The organism is Sphingomonas sp. CFBP9019 (assembly GCF_034045155.1).
GTDB lineage: Bacteria > Pseudomonadota > Alphaproteobacteria > Sphingomonadales > Sphingomonadaceae > Sphingomonas > Sphingomonas aerolata.
The window spans coordinates 447,809-469,726 of record NZ_JAXCWK010000001.1 but is presented as its reverse complement, the minus strand read 5'-3'; the positions used below and the strand labels follow the sequence as shown (position 1 = coordinate 469,726).

At 59.5% G+C, this 21,918-nt stretch carries 21 protein-coding genes; 14 read left to right on the top strand and 7 right to left on the bottom strand.

The window, feature by feature from the left end:
• The first annotated feature begins 6 nt into the window (after positions 1-6).
• The 10 genes from SOM18_RS01970 (at position 7) to SOM18_RS01925 (ending at position 8,954) form a co-directional block, all read left to right on the top strand.
• Positions 7-519 (top strand): hypothetical protein, encoded by a 513-nt coding sequence (locus tag SOM18_RS01970; protein WP_192008883.1) that lies wholly within the window; start codon positions 7-9, stop codon positions 517-519.
• Positions 512-796 carry a hypothetical protein gene (locus SOM18_RS01965; protein WP_031441156.1) on the top strand — a complete coding sequence of 95 codons (285 nt, stop codon included), beginning with the start codon at positions 512-514 and terminating at the stop codon, positions 794-796. Before SOM18_RS01970 ends, SOM18_RS01965 begins: the two co-directional genes overlap by 8 nt.
• Positions 797-857: 61 nt before the next feature.
• Positions 858-1,397: a hypothetical protein gene (locus SOM18_RS01960; RefSeq protein WP_320481201.1), complete on the top strand. Its 540-nt coding sequence runs from the start codon at positions 858-860 to the stop codon at positions 1,395-1,397.
• On the top strand, positions 1,397-1,807 hold the full coding sequence (locus SOM18_RS01955) for a hypothetical protein (RefSeq protein WP_192008880.1): 411 nt from the start codon (positions 1,397-1,399) through the stop codon (positions 1,805-1,807). The genes SOM18_RS01960 and SOM18_RS01955 overlap by 1 nt, the downstream gene beginning before the upstream one ends.
• A gap of 393 nt (positions 1,808-2,200) precedes the next feature.
• Positions 2,201-2,713: a TIGR02594 family protein gene (locus tag SOM18_RS01950; protein WP_192008879.1), complete on the top strand. Its 513-nt coding sequence runs from the start codon at positions 2,201-2,203 to the stop codon at positions 2,711-2,713.
• Between the two features lie 50 nt (positions 2,714-2,763).
• Positions 2,764-3,159 (top strand): hypothetical protein, encoded by a 396-nt coding sequence (locus tag SOM18_RS01945; RefSeq protein WP_320481200.1) that lies wholly within the window; start codon positions 2,764-2,766, stop codon positions 3,157-3,159.
• 159 nt (positions 3,160-3,318) lie between these two features.
• Positions 3,319-5,766: a hypothetical protein gene (locus tag SOM18_RS01940; protein ID WP_320481199.1), complete on the top strand. Its 2,448-nt coding sequence runs from the start codon at positions 3,319-3,321 to the stop codon at positions 5,764-5,766.
• Entirely contained in the window at positions 5,763-7,085 is a 1,323-nt protein-coding gene (locus SOM18_RS01935) for a cellulase family glycosylhydrolase (RefSeq protein WP_192008876.1), read from the top strand. The genes SOM18_RS01940 and SOM18_RS01935 overlap by 4 nt, the downstream gene beginning before the upstream one ends.
• Before the next feature lie 347 nt (positions 7,086-7,432).
• The gene (locus SOM18_RS01930) at positions 7,433-7,585 is read left to right on the top strand and encodes a hypothetical protein (protein WP_320481198.1); all 153 of its coding nucleotides are present in this window, start codon (positions 7,433-7,435) and stop codon (positions 7,583-7,585) included.
• Positions 7,586-7,892: 307 nt separating this feature from the next.
• Positions 7,893-8,954: an acyltransferase gene (locus tag SOM18_RS01925; protein WP_320481197.1), complete on the top strand. Its 1,062-nt coding sequence runs from the start codon at positions 7,893-7,895 to the stop codon at positions 8,952-8,954.
• 497 nt (positions 8,955-9,451) lie between these two features.
• Here the strand turns inward: SOM18_RS01925 and SOM18_RS01920 are convergent, their stop codons facing one another.
• The 4 genes from SOM18_RS01920 to SOM18_RS01905 all read right to left on the bottom strand — a co-directional run bounded on the left by SOM18_RS01920 (position 9,452) and on the right by SOM18_RS01905 (position 11,949).
• A complete protein-coding gene (locus SOM18_RS01920) occupies positions 9,452-9,760 on the bottom strand; it encodes a hypothetical protein (protein ID WP_192008874.1) in 309 nt (102 codons plus the stop codon).
• Between the two features lie 406 nt (positions 9,761-10,166).
• A complete protein-coding gene (locus SOM18_RS01915; RefSeq protein WP_274602547.1) occupies positions 10,167-10,586 on the bottom strand; it encodes a BLUF domain-containing protein in 420 nt (139 codons plus the stop codon).
• Positions 10,587-11,455: 869 nt separating this feature from the next.
• Positions 11,456-11,656 carry a hypothetical protein gene (locus tag SOM18_RS01910; RefSeq protein ID WP_192008870.1) on the bottom strand — a complete coding sequence of 67 codons (201 nt, stop codon included), beginning with the start codon at positions 11,654-11,656 and terminating at the stop codon, positions 11,456-11,458.
• Positions 11,653-11,949 carry a hypothetical protein gene (locus SOM18_RS01905; RefSeq protein ID WP_192008869.1) on the bottom strand — a complete coding sequence of 99 codons (297 nt, stop codon included), beginning with the start codon at positions 11,947-11,949 and terminating at the stop codon, positions 11,653-11,655. Before SOM18_RS01905 ends, SOM18_RS01910 begins: the two co-directional genes overlap by 4 nt.
• A gap of 574 nt (positions 11,950-12,523) precedes the next feature.
• On the opposite strand from SOM18_RS01905, the gene SOM18_RS01900 reads away from it, so the two are divergent.
• Entirely contained in the window at positions 12,524-13,996 is a 1,473-nt protein-coding gene (locus tag SOM18_RS01900) for a lipopolysaccharide biosynthesis protein (RefSeq protein WP_192008867.1), read from the top strand.
• 18 nt (positions 13,997-14,014) lie between these two features.
• On the opposite strand, the gene SOM18_RS01895 is transcribed toward SOM18_RS01900, so the two are convergent.
• Complete coding sequence (locus SOM18_RS01895) at positions 14,015-15,154, bottom strand: glycosyltransferase family 2 protein (protein WP_197975279.1); 1,140 nt, start codon at positions 15,152-15,154, stop codon at positions 14,015-14,017.
• 249 nt (positions 15,155-15,403) lie between these two features.
• Here SOM18_RS01895 and SOM18_RS01890 point away from each other — a divergent pair.
• Positions 15,404-16,161, top strand: a protein-coding gene (locus SOM18_RS01890; protein ID WP_151991842.1) for an IS5 family transposase whose coding sequence is annotated in 2 segments (ribosomal slippage) — positions 15,404-15,725 and positions 15,725-16,161 — 759 coding nt in all. Because the reading frame shifts where the segments join, the coding sequence is not laid out codon by codon here.
• Positions 16,162-16,997: 836 nt separating this feature from the next.
• Here the strand turns inward: SOM18_RS01890 and SOM18_RS01885 are convergent.
• Positions 16,998-17,360, bottom strand: a complete 363-nt coding sequence (locus tag SOM18_RS01885; protein ID WP_192008864.1) for a hypothetical protein — start codon at positions 17,358-17,360, stop codon at positions 16,998-17,000.
• A 154-nt stretch (positions 17,361-17,514) separates the two neighbouring features.
• Entirely contained in the window at positions 17,515-17,661 is a 147-nt protein-coding gene (locus tag SOM18_RS01880; protein ID WP_192008863.1) for a hypothetical protein, read from the bottom strand.
• Between the two features lie 501 nt (positions 17,662-18,162).
• Between SOM18_RS01880 and SOM18_RS01875 the strand changes: the two genes are divergently transcribed.
• On the top strand, positions 18,163-18,918 hold the full coding sequence (locus tag SOM18_RS01875) for a Crp/Fnr family transcriptional regulator (RefSeq protein WP_320481196.1): 756 nt from the start codon (positions 18,163-18,165) through the stop codon (positions 18,916-18,918).
• The gene (locus SOM18_RS01870; protein WP_192008824.1) at positions 18,915-19,877 is read left to right on the top strand and encodes a GGDEF domain-containing protein; all 963 of its coding nucleotides are present in this window, start codon (positions 18,915-18,917) and stop codon (positions 19,875-19,877) included. Before SOM18_RS01875 ends, SOM18_RS01870 begins: the two co-directional genes overlap by 4 nt.
• The last annotated feature ends 2,041 nt before the right edge of the window (positions 19,878-21,918 follow it).

The following is a 21,918-nucleotide window of genomic DNA, read 5'->3' as shown; positions in this document are numbered from 1 at the left end:
TTCATCATGGAACATTGGATCATCTATGACCTTGCGTCAGGCGAGGAGCTTTGGCGTGGCGGCGGGTCAGTGGGATCTGCCGCGCAGCAGCAATTCTCTGAAGGCATGGGCATGGTCATGGTGCCGGCACAAGTCGTGCGTGCGCCCACCCTCGATCTCGACGCTCTACGTGAAGCAAGCGCCGTAAAGATCGACGCCGAAGCCGAACTCATCCGCCAGCGCATTCTAACGCCAGGCGCCGGGCAGGCCATGACGTATCAGCGCAAGGAAGCCGAAGCGCGCGCATGGTCCCTCGACAACGACACCACCACGCCGTTCCTGTCTGCCGAGGCGGCCGCGCGCGGAGTGACGATCGCCGACCTCGCGGCCGAGGTCATCCATCTTGCCGACGCATGGGTGGCAATTGGTGCCGCGATCGAGGGGCTGCGCATGGGAGCCAAGGTCGCGGTAGGCCGCGCTGCGAACCTCGGCGCCATCGTTGCTGCCGGCAAGGTCGATTGGTCCGTCCTCAATGGCTGAGCGCTTCTGGCTCGGGCTGCGCCAGCTGCTCGTTGCGGTTGATCAACTCGTCTACATCCTGATCGCCGTGCCGATCTATGTTGTCGCGGGCGGGCCAACCCCTTCGGCTGACGAGACGATTTCCAGTCGCGTCGGCCGCGCTGCAATCAAGGGGCATCGCTGGGGGCTTATCCTCGAAGCGATCATCGACCGCCTCTTCGTCCTCATCGGCGCGGCGCCAGAACACTGCCGGCGCAATGTCGAAACCGCCTTCCTGGGCTGCGCGCCCAAACCCTGAGGGATCCTACCATGAAGAACGCGAGCAACGCGGCCGTCCCGGTCGCGGGAAGGGATGACGCATGAGCGTGACAGCCACGAGCAACTACATTGGCGAGGCGATGCGGTCGACGGCCGCACTGGCGCCTCCCTCCCTCGCGAACAACCCAGGCCTGCTGGCGTGGAACCTGTTCGTCATGACCGCGGCCATGTGTCTCGGGTTGATGATGGCCGGGAAGCAGGCGCGGCGGATATGGGCCGCGCGCGCGTTCGATCATCCAACCGATCCGGTCTCGATCTATCGGTTCGTCATCTTCCTCGCCGGGTGCGCGGTCGCCAGCCGGGGCGGCGCAGAGGCGATCAGCCTCTGGTCATGGAGCTCAGGCGACGCCCATACCATTGAGCGGGTCGCCGAGCTCAAGCGATGGCTTGATCCCGTCTCGGTTGGCTGCGGCTTTCTGTGGATGGCCCTGCATATCCTCGCCGAGCCGATGCTCGAGTTCCAGCTGCGCAAGGCTCCCCTGCCCGTCGATATGTGGTCACGGTGGCCGCAGCTACGCCGGCCGATCGCCATCCTCGTCGTGAGCCTTCTGATGGCAACCGCTGCCGTCGGGCTGCGGTAATGCGGGAGGGGGCTATCGCAGCGGTACCGGGCGTATCGGTACCGGTCATCTGGTCATTCATGGGATACAGCTTCCCGGCCGGTTCGATGATCGTCGGGCTTCTCGCCTGCCTCATGATCCGGCTGTTCATCACGCTCGACACGCCGGGTCCAAAGCGCTGGCTGCTCGATATGATCATCACCGGGATCGCGATGTTGGTCACCGCAGTCTGGATCGCGGAGCAACAGGTCGATCTATTCGCTGCGCTTGGCACGGGCGGCGCGCTGGGCGCCATCGGCACCGGCATCATCACCTTCTTCAAGCGTCGCGGGCAGAACGCGATCGATGCGCTCGACGCCGCTCTCCCGGGCAAGCCGGTAATACCGGCGGACATGACCGCCACCCTGCGCGAACTCGACAAGCAGGGATAACGGCCCGCCCCCAGGGTCAGCCAAGGACGGGCCGGCCAGGGCACGGTGGGTGTGGACCCTGGCGCTGCACGAACGATCACCTCGACTGATCGCCTCACATCAAAGAAAATAAGCATCAGTGGATGTAAGAGGCCTGAAGTGGCGGACAGCCATATCAGGCCGTTCTCCCTGCCCGTCGTAGCTGGGGCGGCATCGTGACGAGCAGGGAACCCTTCACGGGGAGGCAAAGCCTCGTCTGCAAAATGCCTAATTGCAGTTAATATTTTGTTAACGGCCCGCCTCAGCGACAAGGGGAAAAGCGCGAGGCGGGCCGGCCGGAGCTTTGAAGAACCCTCTGGCGCAATCTGAACAGCGCCAAAGTCGAAAACGCCTCACCATTGTAAGGAATTAAGCATGACGACGGCATTAGAGCCGGCGTGGCTTTGCCATGCCCGGTCGCTTCTTGGCACCCACGAAATAGTCGGTCGCACGCACAACAATGCCCTGATCGCGTTTCTCAACTCGGCGCGCAAATGGAACGGCGTGATCTGGAAAGACGACGAGATGCCGTGGTGCGGCGGCTTCGTCGCAGCATGCCTCGTCGCCGTCGGCGTGGAGCCGGTCAAGATCGCGGCGCGAGCGAAGAGCTGGGCGACTTGGGGTAGCCGACTGCGGCCCGACCGGCTCGCTCCCGGCGCGGTCCTCGTCTTCGATCGTCCAGGCGGGGGGCATGTCGGCTTTTATGTCGGCGAAGACGAGTCCGCATATCATGTGCTCGGTGGAAATCAGGGCAATGCGGTCTCGGTCACGCGCATTGCAAAGTCGCGTCTGACCGCCTCGCGCTGGCCTGCCGGCGTGCCCGTTATCGGTGGCGCTGTGAAAATGAAGACGATCGCGGGCGTGCCCTTTTCGTCGAACGAAGCATGACTTGGGCGGCGGGCTTTGCCCTGCTGCGACGTTTCCGGTGGGCCCTACCAATGCTCGGTCTGCTCGCCGCGCTGCACTTCACCCGCGAGACGCTCGCCGATCGCACGGCAACTCTGAAGGCCGAGCGGGCGGCGTGGAGCGCGGAGATCGCGAAGGCCGAGCAGCTGAGCGCCGCGGAGGAAACGCGGTTCGCCGTCCAGCAAACCACGGCGCTCACGACCTTCGCCGACCGCCTCGCGAATCGCGAACCCATCATCCTTCGATCCACTGACACCGTGAGGACCTATGCGCAAACTGCTGCTGGCCGTGCTGCCTGCCTTCCTGCTGACCGCGTGCGCGGCATCGACGCGCTCGACGCTGAGCTATTCGCCGGTGATCCCCCCAGTACCGGCCGAGGCGAAGAAGCCCTGCACGGCAACGCCGATGCGCCGGCAGCCGGACGGTAGCGCCAACAGCGCGGACGCCGAGGGCTCGCTGCGCGATGGGCGCGCCGACCTCGCGCTCTGTGACGCGCGCCGCGGCCTCGCTGTCGACGCTTGGCCGCACTGACACGTCGCCTCCCTGATTAATGCCCAACCCGCTTTCCTGAATAGGAGTGTCCACGCATGGCCGTGCTGACGAATATCCCAAACAACACGTCCGCGCGTGACTGGCGCGACACGGTTAACTCGCTACTCAAGCGTATTGCAGCGCTTGAGGCGGCGGGGGTACCGGTCGTAACTCCTGCGCCTGCATTCACGACGCAGCCTAGCATCACTCCGACCAGCGGCACTGCAGGCTCAACGCTGTACGCCGCGACGCCGGGCACCGTCAGCAACGGCTCTGTAGTGTCCCGTGTCTGGCTGCTGAACGGTACCGCCATCAGCAGCGGCGTGACAGCCCTGCCCGCGTCGTCTGGTACGCTCGCCTATCAAGAGACGGCATCAGGCCCGGGCGGTACGACGACGTCGACGGTTCAAGTGGCGGCAGTAACCGCGGCGACCGTCACCCCGACGCCGGCGCCGTCCTTCACTTCGCAGCCGAGCATCAGCCCGAACACCGGCACCGCAGGCACCACGACCTTCACGGCGACCGCGGGCAACGTCAGTAATGGGTCGATCACGGCGCGGTCGTGGACCATCAACGGAACGGTGATCAGTACCGGCATCACCGCGGCCCCGGCATCGTCTGGCACCCTGACCTATCAGGAGACGGCAACCGGATCGGGTGGCACCACGCAGTCCACGGTGCAGCAGGTGACCGTCGCGACCGCAGCGGCGGCAGCACCAGCCTTCACCTCGCAGCCGACGGTCAGTCCTTCGACTGGCACGGCGGGGAATACGACCTACACCGCAACGCCAGGCGCCGTGTCCAACGGCACGATCACGTCCCGTGCCTGGGCGCTCAACGGTTCAACCATCAGCACCGGGCTGACCGCAGCCCCCGCTTCCGCTGGCACGCTGACGTATCAGGAGTTCGCGACAGGCTCGGGCGGCACCGCTTCGTCGTCCGTTCTGACACGCCCGGTGTCCGCCGCAGCTCCTGCTCCGTCACCGGCCCTCTCGCTCTCGTCCGCAGTAGCGAAGGCCGAAGGCAACAGCGGAACCACCCTGTTCTCCTGGACCCTCACGCTTAACCGCGACGGAAGCACGGCTGCCTATCCGTTCACTTGGTCCATGGCGGGAAGCGGCGCGAACCCGGCCGATGCTGCAGACTTCGGCGGTGCGTTCCCAGCCGGCAGCGGCACGTTCGCAGGCGGCGAGACGAGCAAGACCATTTCGGCGCTGGTTGCGGGCGATACGGCAGTCGAGCCCGACGACACGTTCACCCTCACTGTGGTTGCGACCGGCCTGAACACCGTGACGTCAACCGGTACGATCAGCAATGACGATACGGCTGCAGCTGTGGGCAAGGTTCAAGTCGGTCGTCGCACCTTTGTGGCAAACGGGATGAACGCTGCCTACACCCGGCAGAATATCCGCCATTATGAGCCGTCTTCCTCAAGTGCCCTTGTGTCCGGCAAATGGCGGATCGTCGTTCCCAATTTCTACACCAACCAAGGTGGCGGTGGGATCGATCAAGGCATAGGTGCTGCTGTTGTAACCGCCTCGATCGAACACCCATCGGGCACGTTTACACAAATCACGTTCAGCGGCGGTACGGTCCTGAACCAAGCCTCAGGCGACGCAGGCACCGAAAGCGATCCTATTGGCCTGAATATTCCGCAGGGAACGGCCTATTACGTTCGTATTTATCGGCAGTGTGCCGGCGGCATTCTTATTTCAAATTATGCAGCTGGCCCGGTGGCAGGCAACACCGAGCTTGGCGACGACACCCTCGCAGACAAGACGATGAGCGGCACGATCGCACAGACGTTCAGCAATCAGTACTGGGCTCCGATCGCTATCGTGCAAGACGTCGATGCAACCACCAATCCCCGAACTGTGGCGATCTTCGGCGACAGCAAGGCATGGGGCGCTAACATCCTTGGCGTGAACCCGGGCGGCGGTGAAATTTACCCCATCTTGGTCAAGAGCGGTGCTCCGCTGACCGGCATCCTCCACCTCGCCATTTCAGGCTCCCAGATGCAGGATTTTGTAGCGGGCAACGGTGTCAAGCGCCTAGAAATCGCGAAGCGTTATGCGAGAAACCACATCATTCAGTGGGGCATCAACGATAAAAATTCGGGCGCGCGCACTGGCGATCAGATGATCGCTGACCGGCAAACGGTTATGGCAATGTTCCCCGACCCGACGCGCGTATGGAACTCGACAGTTGGCGTCGGCAATGTCAGCGGTACATATGGCTCATACGCAACACAGAATGTCCCCGCCAATGACGTTCATCGCGTTACTCTGAACAACTGGGTTCGATCGCTTCCGCGCTTCATTGAAGTGGCGAAGTGGTATGAGGACGGCGACAACACGGGGCGGTGGCTTTCGCCGTCTCCGCAGTTTGGTGTAGCGACCACCGGCAATCTTACGACTGACGGCACGCATCAAGCCAATACGCTTTCGCAGCAGTTGGTCGTAGCGAATGGCACGTTCGACCTCGATGCGATCACCAAGGCATGATCCGCAACCTCGTCAGCGCCGCCCTTGTGCTGCTTGTCGCTCCGGCGGCAGCGCAGACCGTGCACACCGTCACCGGTGCTAACCCGCCCGCGCAGTATAAGGTCTGCGCGGGCGACACCCTCGTCCTCAAGAAGCAGATGGGCCGCGAGCTGCTGCGCGATGGCTCGCGCGAAAAGGGCTGGCTGGGCTGGAACGATCGCAACCGCTCGAACGCGGCCGGCAACTGGTTTGAGACGATCGGCGCCACCCGGCTCCGGTTCGTCGAGAACGTTCAGGGCAAGGGTTGGGTCTATGCCCCGGTCGACGCGCGACCTTGCGCGGCACCTGCGGCACCGGTGGCAGTTGCGGCCGCCGCAGCACCCGCTCGGCCAGCAACGCCTCCGACACAGACTGCACACGCCGACCCGCTGTTCGGCGCAAACCTGTCGGGCGCTGAGGCCAGCGGCGGCGACGCGGTCCGCCCATCGGCGGAAGACTGGCGCGGCTACATCGAGAAGCACGGTTTCGGCCTGATCCGCTACCCGTTCAAGGATGACCGGATGACCCCGGCGCGCATCGCCGAGCTCAAGGTCCACGTGGCCTATGCGCGCAGCAAGGCAGTGCCGGTTATCCTTGACAACCACACCTATCGCTGGGACGCGCCATCCAAGTCGATCGCGTTCTGGACCAGCTTCGCGCGCAACTTCCCCGACGACGGCTCGGTGATGCTCGACCTGGTCAATGAGCCGAAAGGCTTCAACGACCCGGTGCTGATGAACGACTGGGACCAGTGGCTGCGTGACAGCAACCTGATCATCGCTGGCCTGCGCGCGAACGGAATCCGTCACCCGATCCTGCTCGAATATCCGCAATGGTCGGCGACCTTCCGCTTCGACAAGAAAGAGGGGCCGAAGAAGGCATGCGAGAGCGCGGGCTGCGCGATCGTCCGCGGGGGTGGCCTAAAGGATCCGCTGGGGCTCACGTTCATCAACGGGCACCGCTATTTCGACAGGGGTTCAAGCGGCACGAGCAACGAGTGCGTCGATAATACCAGCGGCTTCGTCGAGTTCGCAGAGCAGCTGCGCCGGCGTGGTCTGAAGGCCTACATCACCGAGAGCGCGTTCGCATCGCACTACGGCATGAAGGCCTCGTGCATAGCCGTCGGTGCCGAGGCGACCGCGGCCCTACGCGCGAACAGCGACGTCCTGCTCGGCATTACCTGGTGGGGTGGCGGCCGCATCTGGCCCGAGAGCTACATCTTCAAGATCGACCCGCCCAAGGCCGCGCGCTTCACGGCTCCCACCTCGGGTTATGTCGAGCGGCTGACGGGTCGCCGATAGTCCAGCATGAAAGGAGGTGATGCCCATGACCGGGTGCGCCGAGTTTCGCCAGTCCGGCTCCTGCCTGATAGCATGGCAGGGGCCAACGCCCGTCGCGCAGATCGCGTGGGACGCCGCTGAGAGCGGCTGGTACATCAACTTCCTATCCGTCGAGCAACCCCGTCTGCTCGCCCCGCTTCTGTCGAAATTCCGGAAGCTATGGCGCCGCAGCGGCAGGCCGACCCTCTCGTTTCACGCATCCCCCGATAATCAAGTCATCGGGAGGCTTATAGGGATCCTCGGAGCCGACTGCTTCGCGGGCCTCTATACCATTGTCGACTTGAACCATCACAGTAGGAAGAAGCACCATGAGCAAGACCGAGAACGCACGCTATAAGAAGCTCTCCGCCAAGGGTAAGACCGAGTACGGCCGCGATCGTGCGAAGGATGCTGACGCCAATAGCGGCACGTTCAACGCCACCCTGGCGAAGCTGCACGCGGGCTATTACGACGCGATGTGACTGAGGCGCCCGGTTCGAAAGGGCCGGGCGTTTCCCCTCTGGGACTTTAGGTCCCCGCCTACGCCGAAAGGGTGGCGGGCCTGCAACCAGATAGCACCTACACCTCCCGGCCATCATGCTGGTGTTTTTCATCGGTACACAGTTAACATGCTGCAAATAAACGAAAGAAAAGTGTGTTAACCTTAAACTAAAAACTTGAGACTGCCGCTGCACGGCTATAGCTCTTTGGCGGCAGATCGTCCCAAGTCAGGAAATTGTAAAAATACTTCACTCGACACGGGTTTTCGCCTGAGGCAGGCATTCCGTCATGATTGGCAAACACATACCCGCCCTTGATGGAATTCGCGGCTGCGCAGCAGTCCTGGTTGTCCTATCCCATCTTGCACGGGTCGGTTTGACCGATACGACTCCACAGTTTTCAGGACCCGCTGGGGTTCTCTTATTTTTCGTTCTTAGTGGCTTTCTGATGGGCCATCTTTACCTGTGGAAACCAATGGATAGGCCTGCGATCGTGCGATACCTTATCGCCCGTATCGCTCGCGTTGTGCCGATCTACTATATCGTCGTCATAGCAGCGTTTTTCATCTCCCAGTTCTCGGGCCCTGATTTCATTTACTACATGTCGGCAATGGCGACCGTTAAGCAATTGCTATTTGTCGGTAGCTCGCATGTCTTTTGGTCTATCCCGCCAGAGTTTCAGTTCTACTTTGTCTTCGTGGGAATATGGGGGCTGGTTGCGAGCGGCAAAGCAGTGAAATACCTGCCCGCCGTTCTGTTCATTTCCGCTCTGATATTTTTGGCCCGGCCGGTGTTCCCAGGCATAACGGTTTTTAGCCATTTGCATATTTTCCTGACTGGGATTGCTGTCGCACTTATTAGGCGGCGCATGGTCGAAGGGGCCGTGAGTCAGGCTGTGGTGTCCTTCGTTCAAATCGCGTCGACATTGGCCGTGGTTTTCCTGCTACTATCGCCAGTGAATTTTCGTGAGATGCTTTCGGAAAGCTGGCAGCACGACGGCGCGGTTTACGGGCATATTCCTATTGCGCTGGTAGTAGGATGTTCGATCTTGTCGTTCTCTATCGACACCGTATTTGCACGTTTCGTTTTCGGCAACTGGGCAGTTCGGCAACTCGGGGCGATTAGCTTTTCGCTATACCTGCTGCATGAGCCCGTTATGGACTCTGCTCGCCGGGTTGCTGACGCTGCGGGCATATCGTGGCCGGGACAAATGGTCATCGCCTTCGCGAGCGCCTTGGCGGCCGCAATGATCTCCTATCGTTTCCTAGAGATGCCGCTCCAAAATATCATCCGAGGCGCCGCGACGAAATTTCTAGCACGCAAGATGCCCGCACCTGTCGCGGTGATGTGACTTCGGCCTAGCCGACCCGCGAATACGCATATTCGGCGCGCAAACATCACGCCCGCCAGATGACGCAATTATTTAATCGACGCGGCGTGGCGCGCTGACCTGTTCGAGCTGATCCGCGCACCGTCCGACCCCGGCTGGTTGCTGCTGACCAAGCGGATCGGGGATGCCGCAGCTATGCTGGAAGCCGCGGGCGGGCTGCCCGCGAACGTCGCAGCATTTAGTCGGCCCTAATAATCCAGCAACGCCTCGTCCCCTGGGGGGTAGCGCTTTTCAGTCGGGTTCAGTGATCGAATTGCCGTCCGTTCGGGCTCCGGTAAAGCTGCCGAGGCCCGCCTGTTTCTGCCGCCAATCGCACTGTTTTTCCGGAAGCCCCGCATTTTCGTCGGAATGGCCTATCCATCCGCCAAGTTCACCAAGCTTTACACTCATCACAAAGCAGTTCGCCCGCATCCTTGGCATTACCGCATCGGCATTGATGTGACAGCGTGGCGGTTCGACTATTCAACATCGCTCTGCTGAGCCACCTTGCGGGCCAAAAATACACCCTCACTAGTAATGCCCAGATCGGCACGACGCCCTCGCTCCATCAAAATTCGCGTGCCTTTACAGACATTTGCCATGTGTGACGAGTGATGCAGGTTGCGCAAATAATTTCTTAGTGCCTCATCCCCGGGAAGGTAGCGCTCTTCGGGCAGGTTAATTGATCGGATCGTCGTCGTCGAGCCGGCCGCGCCGCGATGCAGCCGCCCAGGCCGCGCCGTCTTCGGGCGCTTGCCGCACTCCCCGCACCGGAAGAACCGGGTCATCGCTGGCCTCACCAGACGCTTTTTCCGAAGCAATCCTCGCACGCCTTCTGGTCGCTGTCGCAGTCTGCTCCGCAGTTGTGGCATCTACCGCCGGCGGGGTGGGTCGATTTCGCGCGCACCGCTTCGGGGCTTTCACGGAACCACCATTCCACCGCTCGCCGCGGTGCATGAAAAAGCCAAGAGAGCATTGCGTTTCCTTGCTGTAGTGGAAGTTCATAGCACTACGCCCAGCGTTAAGCAGCAGGCGGTTACGTAGATGTTGCTCACCCTCCCCACCATGGAACTGTCCCGCGTCGCTGGCGCCAACCTCGGTCCCCGGGTAGGCGTCGACGTCGACCTCCTTATGCCGTCCACAGCCACAGATCAGATCTATGGTCCGGATACCGAGGGACCGCATGGTTCGATTTTAAGTTGTTAAACGTCGACGGAGCGACAGGGCGGCAAATCCAATAAAAGCCGCCTTTATCGAGTCACATTTAACGTCGGCAACGTGTTTCATCACGCGATCGAGGAACCCCCCTCCGTCACAAAGGTCGTTTTCGTCTCGATATTCCGTTGACCACCAATTAAATTGGCGATGATCCGTCTCGATCGGTTTGAAGTAGCTGATATTGTCATGACGTGAATCGTTGGCAATCCGGTCCATTACGAGCTGCACAGCGGCAGCGTCTCCCTCCAACGCCTGTACAAAGCGGGTGCCGTCAAATAGTAGAAGACCGGTGATATTTAGAGAACGGTTTCTGGCGGCAGCAAGGTCACGAAGGTCGGCCAAGTCTCGCGCCGTGAATCTGTGTTTGGCTCTGCTAATGTAAATAACAATCCGCATTAGGTCCCTCGAACCGAATTGCAGGAGAAACATGTCGATCGACGGGACTCCGGCCGAGAGCAAATTTTCACATTGTTTTGGTTAAAAAGTATTTAACGGCCCCTGATTGAGCTTCGGCAGGGATGACTTACGTCGGTCAGATTGCGTGATCGAGCTCCGATCGTTCCGGTAGCGTGAGTGCCTGTCGGGCAGCGACAGCCATCTCACGAAACGCCGTTTGCCAGGTAGCGCCAGCCTGTCCCCACGGTGTCCGGTCCTCGACCCGCTCCATGCGGCTCTCCCACATGTACGCCGCGACGTGCTCTATAATCGCATCTTCATCGTTGCTAGTGCAGAGCCGGCACCGTCCCGTCATATCAAATCCTTGCAACTTTGTTCCCTATACGTTCCATAGGCGAATGCATCGCCAAACGCGAATCACAGTTGATCTGGCGGTCCAGGTTCTGAGGGGCACCCTCAGCGATACCGCTAATGGCCGCGTCGACACGCCAGCGGTGCGCTTAGCCCTGCGATGCCTCTGGCATCACTGCCCGGAGCGCTGGCCACTCGTCATGTTCTCGGAAGGTGCGTAGCAAGATAACGAGATCGGCCGCAGCCAGAGCGTGACGGCCTCATTCAACGGGATAGTGCGCCAGTTGCGCCGATCCGGCGCATATTCCGAGATCAGCAATTCGCAGTAGGTCCGTAAGTGCCTTTGATAACGTCGACTGCAGCGGCGATACGGTGCCAATCCTTTACGGCGACAGGGTCGCCGATAGCAGCGACCATCTGATCGACGATATAATCTGGGGTATGTTCGCCGTGTTCGGCAAGGATCACGCCAGCCTGTATCCAGATCTCTCGATCTTCCATCGGCCAAGCGCGCGCCATCAGCCAATTATGACCACGCTCAGTGGCTCCGTCGTGCCGTCCTTGAAGTGGACCACCACCCGGTCGGGAAGCACGTCGGCTCGCATCTCCAGTACGCGGCCACGCTCGCTGCGGACCTGGACGATCACGTCAGGTCCGAGGTCATGCTCGAACACGGCGACGTCCTTCGTCTTATCCGCGACGATCTTGCGTACGGTCACTTGTCGAGGTTACGTCGCTCGATCTCAGCGAGCAGTGCTTCAGCATCCAGGCATTCTCGTTCGCCGTCGGTTTCCCTATAGGCCTTGATCAGGTCCTCATCCGTTGCACCGCCGACCAGCTCGACAATCTGCTGCTGCATGTCGACGATCGCGACTGCCGACATTGGGTCCGCCCACATCGATCCGACCGACGTGTCGATCCCCGGGGTCGGCATGAGCGCGATCACATCCTGCGCAGCCAGAAGCCGCTGCAGTTCGGCTAGGAGGGGTGAAGCAATCAGGGGCTCGGACATATCTCCAACCTAGGCGTGGCCAATCGATTCGGGCAAACTATCTTCGTGAACGGACTGACCGCCTCCATCGTTGGCATCGACGTCCCGAATGAGGACAAGAGCAAGAGCAACCGGCACGCCTGCACGCCGCCCCGGCTGATTCCGCCAGGGTGACAGCAATAGATCAAAAACTTCCGCCAACGCGGTGATGCCGGACGTTTTTCTTGGCGGCGGTGCCGGAACGAAGCTATTGGGACGCGTGGCCCTCGGTCAGTCCAGTGATCCCAATGTTTGTCAGCACCGAAGGGCTTGATCCCATCTCGTATCTGTCCGGCCTAACCATGAATGTCCCCACCGCGTTTGCGCAACCGCCTATCTGGCGACCGCGCGGCCTGCCCCGATGGTCGCCGCACTTGAATTCTTGCGAGCCTGCGACCATCGATTACGCGTAGAGCCGCCGGCAGAGCGCCGATCAATCACTACCGATATAGCCGAGCTTCAAGCCTGATGGGCTTTCAGGGCGTCGGCACCCCCCAAACCATGGATACCGGGCCCTATTCGCTGCCGGATAGGGCTTGCTTAAGGGCCTTGAATTATGGACGTCGCATCTGATCACAAGGGGCAGGCGCCCGGCTCCATTCGCCGTTCATTCCTGTGGGCGGCAATCGGTCAGACGGGGATGCTCGTCATACAGTTTGGCAGCTCGGTCGTGCTGGCGCGGATCCTGACCCCGTACGAGCTTGGCGTGTTCGCGATTGCGCTGGCAACGGTCGGCATGATCACCGCGTTTCAGTCGCTTGGCCTTGGCAACTATCTGATCCGTGCCGACGTCGTGGATCGCGATGTCCTGTCGTCGGTCTTTAGTGTCAACATTCTGCTGTCTATCGCTATCAGCGCGATCATTGTCACATTCGGCCTGCTAGGCCAGGCGCTGTTCAAAGATCCCGGGGTTCAGACGGTGCTGTTCTGGATCGCCTGGACGCCGCTGATCAATGCTCTGTCGCTGGTCCCAACCGGACTGCTCCAGCGAGAGGGAAACTTTAAATCGATCTCAACGATCCGCCTGATAAGTTCTCTGACGGGGACGATCTGCACAGTCCTATTCGCGATCGCGGGCTTTAGTTACATGAGCCTCGCCTATGGCAGCGTCATAACGGCCGTCATGGGTTCAGTTGCGACCTGCCTCGTCGCCCCGCGCCACGTCCAGTTCCGCCTGGGCACCCGTCACTGGCGCGACATCTACAAGTTCGGCTCACGGATGCTGATGATCAATGGCGTCGTACAGATGCAAAACCAAGTATCGAATTTTGCGCTGGGCAATCTTAGCGGGCTGTCGGCCCTCGGTCTCTATTCCCGCGCGAACAACCTTTTCAGCATCCTGTCGGATAACGTGCATACCGTTCTCGCGCGGGTTCTAATCGCCGACTTTGCCCAGATCGCACGCGACGGCGCACCGTTGCGGTTACGCTACCTTCGGGTGCTCGAATTCATGACCGCGATTCTATGGCCGGCCTTCGCCGGCATGGCCGTTCTGGCGGGACCAATGGTTTACATCCTCTACGGCGCGAAGTGGACCGCGCTTGCGCTTCCGCTGGCGGTGCTGTGCTTCAACGGAATCCTGTGGGTTTCGGTTACGATGGCGTGGGAGCTCTTTGTGGTCGCGAAGGAGACCTCGAAACAGGCACGGTTCGAAATTATCCGGGCGACTGTTGGGGTTGCGCTGTTCGTGACCGGCGCACTGTTCAGCCTCACCGGCGCAATGGTGGGCCGCGTCGCCGAAGGCATGTTCGCCGTATTCCTCTATCTGCCGCACATCAAGAGAATGACAGGAAGCCACGACGGAGACTTTCTCCCTATCTATAGACGCAGCGCGGTGGTCACCATCGCAGCGATCTGCCCGCCGCTCCTGCTGATGGTGTGGCACGGATGGGATGCCCGGACCCCGTTCGTGCAAGTCGCGATGTCGGTCGTGGCCGGTGGTCTGCTCTGGGCGCTCGCGCTTCTCTACTACCGTCACCCGATCATCACCGAGCTGCGCGGCCTAGCGGCTCGACGCCGGTCCGCCTAGCCAGCCTATCGTCCCGGGTCACCGCCCGACGAGCGTCTTAACCCGGGTCCGCAGCGTGCTCGGGAGCGCGACGCGGAACAGGATTCGTGCCATCACGGTCGGCAGGCGCTTCGCCGGCGCCAGCACCAGCGCCTCTGCAATCAGCCCCTTGATGGCGAGGCGCACGGCGGTTCCAATTATCAATTCCTGCAGCGCTATGCGGTTGTCCGGCGTCATGATGTCGCCATGCGCGTTCAGTGCATCACGGATAAAGCGGCAATCCTCGACCGATGGCTCGAACGGTCTGTAAAAGCACAGCTCGACGAGTTTTGCGGACAGTGCAACTGCAAGCCAGTCCTGCTCCGCCGCGGATAGCTGCGCGCATCCCACCGTGTAGAGGTCCGTCATCGTCGTCGCCTGCTTGATTGCGTCGTACAGCGCGAGATCGAACACCAGATCCGGCACGGTTCGCGTGCGACGCTGCGCCGAGATTGCGACGAGCTGCGCGCACAAGGCCCCCCGGCGCCCGGCAACGACCGACTGGCTCGTAATGCTGCCGTCATGCATTCGGTAACTGCCCAGCGGTTCGGTAAGATTGTGCAGCCGACCGAAGCCCTGAAGCCGCCAATACAGATCAGAATCCTCCGCGATCAGTAGAGGGCGATAGCCACCGGCCGCGTGAAAGCTTTCGGCACGCACCATCAACATCGGCTGAAGCAGGTAGGGCTCGGTTGCAGGGATGCTGAACGGATCAGCGCGCGCGAGATCGCGAAGCCGCGTCAGCGTGCCGAGCCAGCGCCCGTCCGCGTCGATTTGCCGTGCCGCGCCCGCGACCGCAACACAGTCGGGGTTTGCCTCGAGATAGCGGATCTGCCGCTCTAACCGGTCTGGGTTCGACAGGTCGTCGGCATCATGCCGGGCGATAAAAGGGGCGGTGCAGGCCGCAAGCCCCGCATTGAGTGCCGCGACGATCCCACCATTGGCCTGCGTGATGACGTGGATGCGCGGATCCTGTCGCGCGGCTTGTGCGAGCAGTTCCGGTGAATTGTCAGTCGAGCCGTCATCGACGATGATGATCCGGATGTCCCGGATCGTCTGTGCTTGAATGCTAGCCAGGGTCTCGGGCAGGAACCGGCCGGCATTATAGGTTGACATGAGCACGTCGATTTGGGCGGTCAAGGGGGCGTCCTTCATGCGAGTTGCTGGCGGTCGTTGCTCTCGCGGCACGGTCCGGGTCAATGCATAACGGCAAATTATCTTGTTAAGAACTCAGACGGCGAAATCGACCGTCGCTGGCGCGTCAGCCTGAACAAATCCCGTCTTAGTCTCGAGCTATGTAGAACGGCTGTCGGGGCGCTAATAGTCTAGGGTCAGGACCCATTGATGTGAGAGGCGCGATCTGATTCAGGCTCCGTGAGGAGAGCGTGGATGAGCGACCTGTACTGGCTGACGGATGAGCAGATGGCGCGTCTGCAACCGTTCTTTCCCAAGAGCCATGGCAAGCCTCGGGTCGATGATCGGCGGGTGCTCAGCGGCATCGTTTTCGTCAATCGCAACGGGCTACGCTGGTGTGATGCGCCGAAGGACTATGGGCCGCACAAGACGCTCTACAATCGCTGGAAGCGGTGGGGCGAGAGGGGAGTCTTCTTGCGCATGATGGAGGGGCTCGCGGCAGCGCAAGCCGTACCGAAAACGGTCATGATCGACGCGACCTACCTGAAGGCACACCGCACGGCATCAAGTCTGCGGGTAAAAAAGGGGATCTCGGCCGCCTGATCGGCCGCACGAAAGGCGGCATGAACACCAAACTGCATGCCGTCAGCGATGCGGATGGGCGGCCGTTGAGCTTCTTCATGACCGCCGGGCAGGTCAGCGACTACACCGGCGCGGCAGCCTTGCTCGACGATCTGCCGAAAGCGCAGTGGCTGCTTGGCGACCGTGGTTATGACGCCGATTGGTTCAGGGACGCCCTGGAAGCCAAGGGCATCCAGCCCTGCATCCCGGGCCGCAGATCGCGCAACGAGCCGGTCAGATACGACAAGCGCCGCTACCGGCGCCGCAGCCGCATCGAGATCATGTTCGGCCGTCTGAAGGATTGGCGTCGCGTCGCCACTCGCTACGACCGCTGCCCAACCGTCTTCTTCTCTGCCGTCGCGCTCGCGGCCACCGTCATCTTCTGGCTATGACCAATGAGTCCTGACCCTAGCAGCGCCTCGTCCCCGGGCAGGTAGCGCGCTTCGGTCAGGTTCATTGATCCGACTGTTGACGCGCCGGCCGGGCCACTGTGCAGCCGCCCAGGCCGCGCCGTCTCCGGGCGCTTGCCGCACTCCCGCACCGAACGTGGCCGGCATCTGCCGCAGCGCAAACGCACGAACAATGCTTTTGTAAACAACTCACCCTGCCTCTTGAGGACACCGGATCGTCGTAAGGTCGTCAATACACTGCTAGCAATTAGTATTAATGAAATATTAACCATTTAACGTTGGTTACGCCGAGAGGGTCGGCGTTTTCTATCAGCCCAGAAGGGGACCGGAAATGCGTTATTGGATCGTCGACAAGCCGATTAAGTGATCAGGGCGCCCGGTTCGAAAGAGCCGGGCGTTTCACCGAAGGCGCAGCGACTTGTCTGCGGGCAGGTAGAGCGCTTCGGTCGGTTCAACGACTGGACGATTAAGGCGCCGGTTGCGAACTAGTGCGGTTGTGCTGCCTGCAGGCTTCCCGACACTAACCCGCGCACGACGTTACGATGTAGTAGGCATTGGTTTGGTTTCGCGACGCCCTCGCCCCCTAAAATGAAATTGTAACTAGTCGCGATCAGTATTTCTGCCATCATTCTCGCATGATGATTCTGTATGGCGTACTCGCGATCGTTTGGGGCCTCCCAATCGCTATTATCCTGGCGACCTCGGTTGGCTATGGTGTCTCTACTCGGTTCGCCCGTTTTATGCGGATACACCTTGGGCTCTGACGCCACCGATTAGAGGCGGTCGCATTCATCGCTGCGGCGACGCCCGTTCGATCATCAGGTAAAGCCTGGGGCTGGACCTTCGCCTGCCTGTACGGCCATCGCGATGATGTGTTTGATAACTGGCTCCGGAATGGCGTTGGCCACGTCAAGCCCGAATTGATCGCGATAAGACCAAGCTACCCAACCCGAGTACGTGGCGAGCCCCGGTATATCGATTGAGAGAAACCGTCCGACAGTGACCCCGTATTCTGAGCGAATCTTGAAGCCCAGGGTAGACACGTTTTGAATGATTGCCGAATGCTTATCTCCGAGAGACGTTATAACTACGGCCGGATGATTCATAGCCGTTCGGTTTGAGCACCGCCGATCAAGCGGATTGTTGCCGGCATTGGCCATCGAGCGGCGATAGGTGTTCATGGGGCTATCGTCCGTCAGGGTCGCTAAGATCTGGTTATGTCTGGATTTAACCGCGTCCCGTGGCGCATTGCAAAGGCCCACCGCCCCTGGCAAGTTCTCGTTATGACACACTTGTCACAGCAGCGTTATATGAACGATCATTCCGCGGGTCGGGTTAATGCATCCGCCCGTTCTTGATCGTGTCGACAGCGGCAGCAACACGCGCCCAATCGCCGATCTCGGCGTCGGGGCCCACGATGTGCAGCAAGGTATCGACCATCGGCTCTGATACAAATAGTCTGCGTGCTTCGACGATCGTCATCGCCTTAAGCCAAACTTCTCGAGTGCTCATCATAGCCCGAGCTTACGCCGCCTAATCTCGATCGTCAGCGCGTCCGCTATCGGATCGCCGTCATTCTTATCGGTTCGCTCGTATGCCTGTAGCGAACTACGGTCATCGCGGAACTTGATGACATCGGGATGCACTGACGGTGTAGTCATATCCTAGGACTATGCGCGGTTGCCCACGCCAGGCAAGGCATCACGCCCCGCGAGCCAAGACACGTTCTGCATAGCGTCCAGCACAGCAGCGGAGCGCCCAGTCGTCGTGACGATGTTAAGCAGCGTCTCCATGACAGGGCCTCAGAATGACGCTTCGAGGCCTGCGTCGCGGCCTGAAATTACCTATAGGATATGGTGTCGTTATGAGGCACATTTACTGCGTTCATAGACCGTTAGTACGTGCTAGGTACAACGAGACGCGAAATTAAGACGTCGAATTTAGGTGCGCGTCGTCTTGCACGCATTCTGTTGGGACAGTTTTTTGCAGACCTTTAGTGGCCCACTTTCGCCGATGCTTGAGAAGTTTGCTTTAAACTCAGCCTTAGCGGACGATGATCGTGCGGCCATAGTTGCGCTCCCGTTTTCGTTATATTCATATAATCCCGGTAGACATATAATAAAGCACGACGCAACGTGTACGGAATTCGAGGTTCTTGTCTCAGGTTTTGCTATTGCATATAAAGTTACGAGTGATGGATTTCGCCAGATTGTCGGCTTTCGACTGCCGGGCGATATAATCAACATCCAGCATATGCAATTCGCGTATAATGATTGCAGCGTGCAGGCGACAGCGCACTGTATGGTAGCCGCAGTAGACGAGACGTTAATCCGCAACTTGACCTGCGAGCGCCCGATCATTTCAAATGCGATAATGGCAAGCGCTCTGATCGAAGCGTCAATTTCTCGCGAGTGGATTGTGAATATCGGACGCCGTAATGCCCGAGCGCGGATAGCGCATCTGTTCTGCGAGCTTGCGTGTAGGCTCGATCCATGCCGGCTAGCAGAGAATCAGCCATTTAGGTTGCCTTTGACGCAGCAACAGATTGGCGATGCTGTCGGATTGACAGCGGTTCACGTCAACAGAACGATCAAGGGTCTGATAAAGGATGGCCTTCTCGAGCAAGACCGCCACCTGATTTCGTCTCCTGCCTGGGACCTGCTCAAAAGCGTAGCAGGCTTTAACCGTCGCTACCTCCAACTCGATCAGAAGGTCGATGCACTCGGACATTCCCAATGACGGATCGAGCGACCGGCGCTGAACGGAAAATACCCGCTGACATGGGCGCGCGCATGGCTCGACGGAAAGCAGCTAGATTTGATAGTTTTCCATTAAAGGCTCGCCGCAGCGCGGAAACAACGCTGTTAGAAAGCGTAATGCGAAAGTCTGCACGCTTAAGCCCTATGTCCGCTCTCGCATGGATCGCGCCGATCTGGGCGGGGCTTTTTGTCCTCGATGCGGTGACGGGCCCGCTCTACTCGTTGAACTCAGCTTACCTTGTTCCACTATGTCTAACGACTTGGTGCTTCGGACGGATCGCTGGCCTCATAGCCGGCACCTCGGCAATCGTCACAACGCTACATTTAAATGGCTTCGCCGATCAACTGTCAGCTAGGGCAACCTCTATTACTGCCGCAGCGGCTGTTTGGAATGCCTCGATGCTTGTCCTCGGAGTGATCTTTATAATCCTCCTCGTGAGTGCCTTCCGTCGAGCGTTTGACCACGAGAGCAGGAACGCGTTGATGGATCCACTCACGGGGCTGGGCAACCGAAGGTCCTTTCAACGTGAGGGCAAGCGACAGGAGTCTTCGGCTGCTCGAGATCGCAGGATCCTATTGTGTGGCGTGATAGACTTGGATGGATTTAAGGCGGTAAACGACCAGTATGGACATGCCGCAGGCGATGAGGTGCTGCGTATCGTCGCCCATGCACTCAGCGCGTCCGTTCGGCCTTACGATATCACTGCACGCCTTGGAGGTGATGAATTTGCGTTTTGCTTAACAGTTCGAGACGAGGCCGCGGGTGAACGAAAGTCTCGCAGCATCCATCAGGCGTTGATAGCTGCGCTGGAAACCTCACAGTGGCGTGCAACGTGTAGCTTGGGCGCTGCCACAGGAAGCGACTTTGAGCAGGCCATCCGAATTGCGGATAAGATCATGTACGAAGCAAAGTCGATCAAGAAGTCTACAGTATCCTAACGACAATCAACACGAATATAATGAACTAACGATAAGCGTCTTCGTCAAAGCGTAATAGAAAGCGGGACCTTACACAAGTCTACTTCAGAGGCGCGGCACCTGTTGTGGTTTACCGGTTCTAGTATTTCGCAACGCACACCTTCGCACTATATACAACCAGTGCAAAGCTAAAGCGCGGGGTTCAAACAATCAGTTCATACGGTGAATTTTTCAAGTGTGATCACAATCAGTCAGGCTTAAGTCGCAGCCCAGCTTCTTTCATCTCCACCTGCCCTAGAGCCACAGCGCTCGCGTCTATAAGCGAATCCGCGAGTTTGATGGCCGCTGCGGGGGAAAGGGTCAGCGTGATTCCTGCTCCTTCAAGCCGAACGCAGCTTTTCCAGGGCGTCGCGGTAAAGCACTCAGTATCCAGTACGACGACCATCCATCTCCTATCGTCAAGCCACAGGTGCCTGAATGGTCTAACGTATCATATTATAGATTGATTATGCGATTTATCTTAAGGGCATAGCGACGTTCTCTGGATCTCAGCAGCATCCGATGCACAGGCCTGGTGGTCCTTGCCTCCGAGCCACGCTCAGCGAGACAGCTAACGGTCGCGTAGACACGCCAGCGGTCCGCCTAGCCCTGCGCTGTGCCTGGCATCACTGCCCCGAGCGCTGGTCCGTCGTGATGCTTGGGAGGGCGCGCAGCGGGATAACCAAATCGGTCGGAGGCAGAGTGTGACGGCCTCATTCAACGGCATTGTGCGGCAGCTGCGTCGATCGGGCGCATATACCGAAGTCAGCAACGCGCGGGCAGCATCGGCAGCAAAAATTTGCAGTTAATCGACTTTAACCGCATGAAGTTGTAATTACTAAACAGTTCTAATGCATAAATCCCCTTGTCGAAAGACGAGCACTTTTAACTTTGGGGGTTCAAATGCGCTACTGGCCAATCGGCAAGCCCATTCGCGGGTAATATTGTCATCATCCTAGGAATAACCATTCTCGTCATCGACACATCCCGCAGGGTGTAAAGAAGTCGGTGACTAGGACAATGGTGAACCTTACAACGGCTGAAGTTAAAAAATGCCCGGCTTTCCGAGCCGGGCATTTTTTCCGTTCGCGACCGCGTCATATTTCTAAGTGGCATCTCATCGCTGCAGGCCCGAGGAGCAAGACCAAGGGGTCTATGCTTTTCACAAAGCAGTGTGCGCAGTTTTAAACAGCCCGCCTACCTTATAACTAATCCTAGGCGTTCGTTACGCCACACTACTGCAACGGCCCTTCGTTGATCGCATCGACAGCTGCAGCGACGCGCGCCCAATCGTAGTAGTCTGGATCATCACCCATTATATCGAGCAGCATAGCAACGACGGGCGCGGATTCTCGCGGGCCATGTGTCTCGATGACCGCCCACGCCTTCAGCCACACTTCTCGATCACTCATCATCGAGCAAGGCTATGCGTCAGCGGCCGAGCCGGGCAAACTATCTGCACAGGGCAATGAGCTGCTTTAAGGGTCCAGTCTTCCGACGAGTGCTCCAAAAGCAATCACGGCCGCAATGAGCGCCCAACCCTCCCACGTTCGCGGCGTCCATCCTATGCCAACAACCTTTGGCTGAAACCATGTTCTAGGATCGTTCATTTCAACTCCGTTACCGTCGAGTCGTCGGTAGGCTTGGATGGGATAGACCTTACGACACGCCGGGCAAAACGTTACATCACCACCATGAAAGACCTGACCACCTCCATAGTCGGCATCGACTTCCCGAACGAGGACTAGAGTAAGATCAACCGGCGTATGGAGTGCATGCCCTGTGCGCCTGGCGACGCGGTCGAGCTGCGCCTCGAGCCGACCAACCCTTACGACGAAAACGCCGTTGCCATGGACGTCGTCGTGCTTGATACCAATCGATATGATCGTGCCATTTCGATGCTAGACCCCGCGTTGGTCCGCGAGCGGGGCAATGACGGCGAACACGATGGCGTGTATTTCCGTGACAGTACCGCGCCGCAGATGCTGATCGCGCTGTTGATGACGACCCCTGTTTCCACCAC

Bases quoted from the DNA above. Each gene is read 5' to 3' on its own strand.
- SOM18_RS01925 (WP_320481197.1), top strand. From the start codon at position 7,893: ATGATTGGCAAACACATACCCGCCCTTGATGGAATTCGCGGCTGCGCA.
- SOM18_RS01870 (WP_192008824.1), top strand. From the start codon at position 18,915: ATGACGGATCGAGCGACCGGCGCTGAACGGAAAATACCCGCTGACATG.
- SOM18_RS01935 (WP_192008876.1), top strand. From the start codon at position 5,763: ATGATCCGCAACCTCGTCAGCGCCGCCCTTGTGCTGCTTGTCGCTCCG.
- SOM18_RS01965 (WP_031441156.1), top strand. From the start codon at position 512: ATGGCTGAGCGCTTCTGGCTCGGGCTGCGCCAGCTGCTCGTTGCGGTT.
- SOM18_RS01960 (WP_320481201.1), top strand. From the start codon at position 858: ATGAGCGTGACAGCCACGAGCAACTACATTGGCGAGGCGATGCGGTCG.
- SOM18_RS01920 (WP_192008874.1), bottom strand. From the start codon at position 9,760: ATGACCCGGTTCTTCCGGTGCGGGGAGTGCGGCAAGCGCCCGAAGACG.
- SOM18_RS01900 (WP_192008867.1), top strand. From the start codon at position 12,524: ATGGACGTCGCATCTGATCACAAGGGGCAGGCGCCCGGCTCCATTCGC.
- SOM18_RS01905 (WP_192008869.1), bottom strand. From the start codon at position 11,949: ATGTCCGAGCCCCTGATTGCTTCACCCCTCCTAGCCGAACTGCAGCGG.
- SOM18_RS01880 (WP_192008863.1), bottom strand. From the start codon at position 17,661: ATGACGATCGTCGAAGCACGCAGACTATTTGTATCAGAGCCGATGGTC.
- SOM18_RS01945 (WP_320481200.1), top strand. From the start codon at position 2,764: ATGCTCGGTCTGCTCGCCGCGCTGCACTTCACCCGCGAGACGCTCGCC.
- SOM18_RS01955 (WP_192008880.1), top strand. From the start codon at position 1,397: ATGCGGGAGGGGGCTATCGCAGCGGTACCGGGCGTATCGGTACCGGTC.
- SOM18_RS01885 (WP_192008864.1), bottom strand. From the start codon at position 17,360: ATGAACACCTATCGCCGCTCGATGGCCAATGCCGGCAACAATCCGCTT.
- SOM18_RS01915 (WP_274602547.1), bottom strand. From the start codon at position 10,586: ATGCGGATTGTTATTTACATTAGCAGAGCCAAACACAGATTCACGGCG.
- SOM18_RS01950 (WP_192008879.1), top strand. From the start codon at position 2,201: ATGACGACGGCATTAGAGCCGGCGTGGCTTTGCCATGCCCGGTCGCTT.
- SOM18_RS01970 (WP_192008883.1), top strand. From the start codon at position 7: ATGGAACATTGGATCATCTATGACCTTGCGTCAGGCGAGGAGCTTTGG.
- SOM18_RS01940 (WP_320481199.1), top strand. From the start codon at position 3,319: ATGGCCGTGCTGACGAATATCCCAAACAACACGTCCGCGCGTGACTGG.
- SOM18_RS01930 (WP_320481198.1), top strand. From the start codon at position 7,433: ATGAGCAAGACCGAGAACGCACGCTATAAGAAGCTCTCCGCCAAGGGT.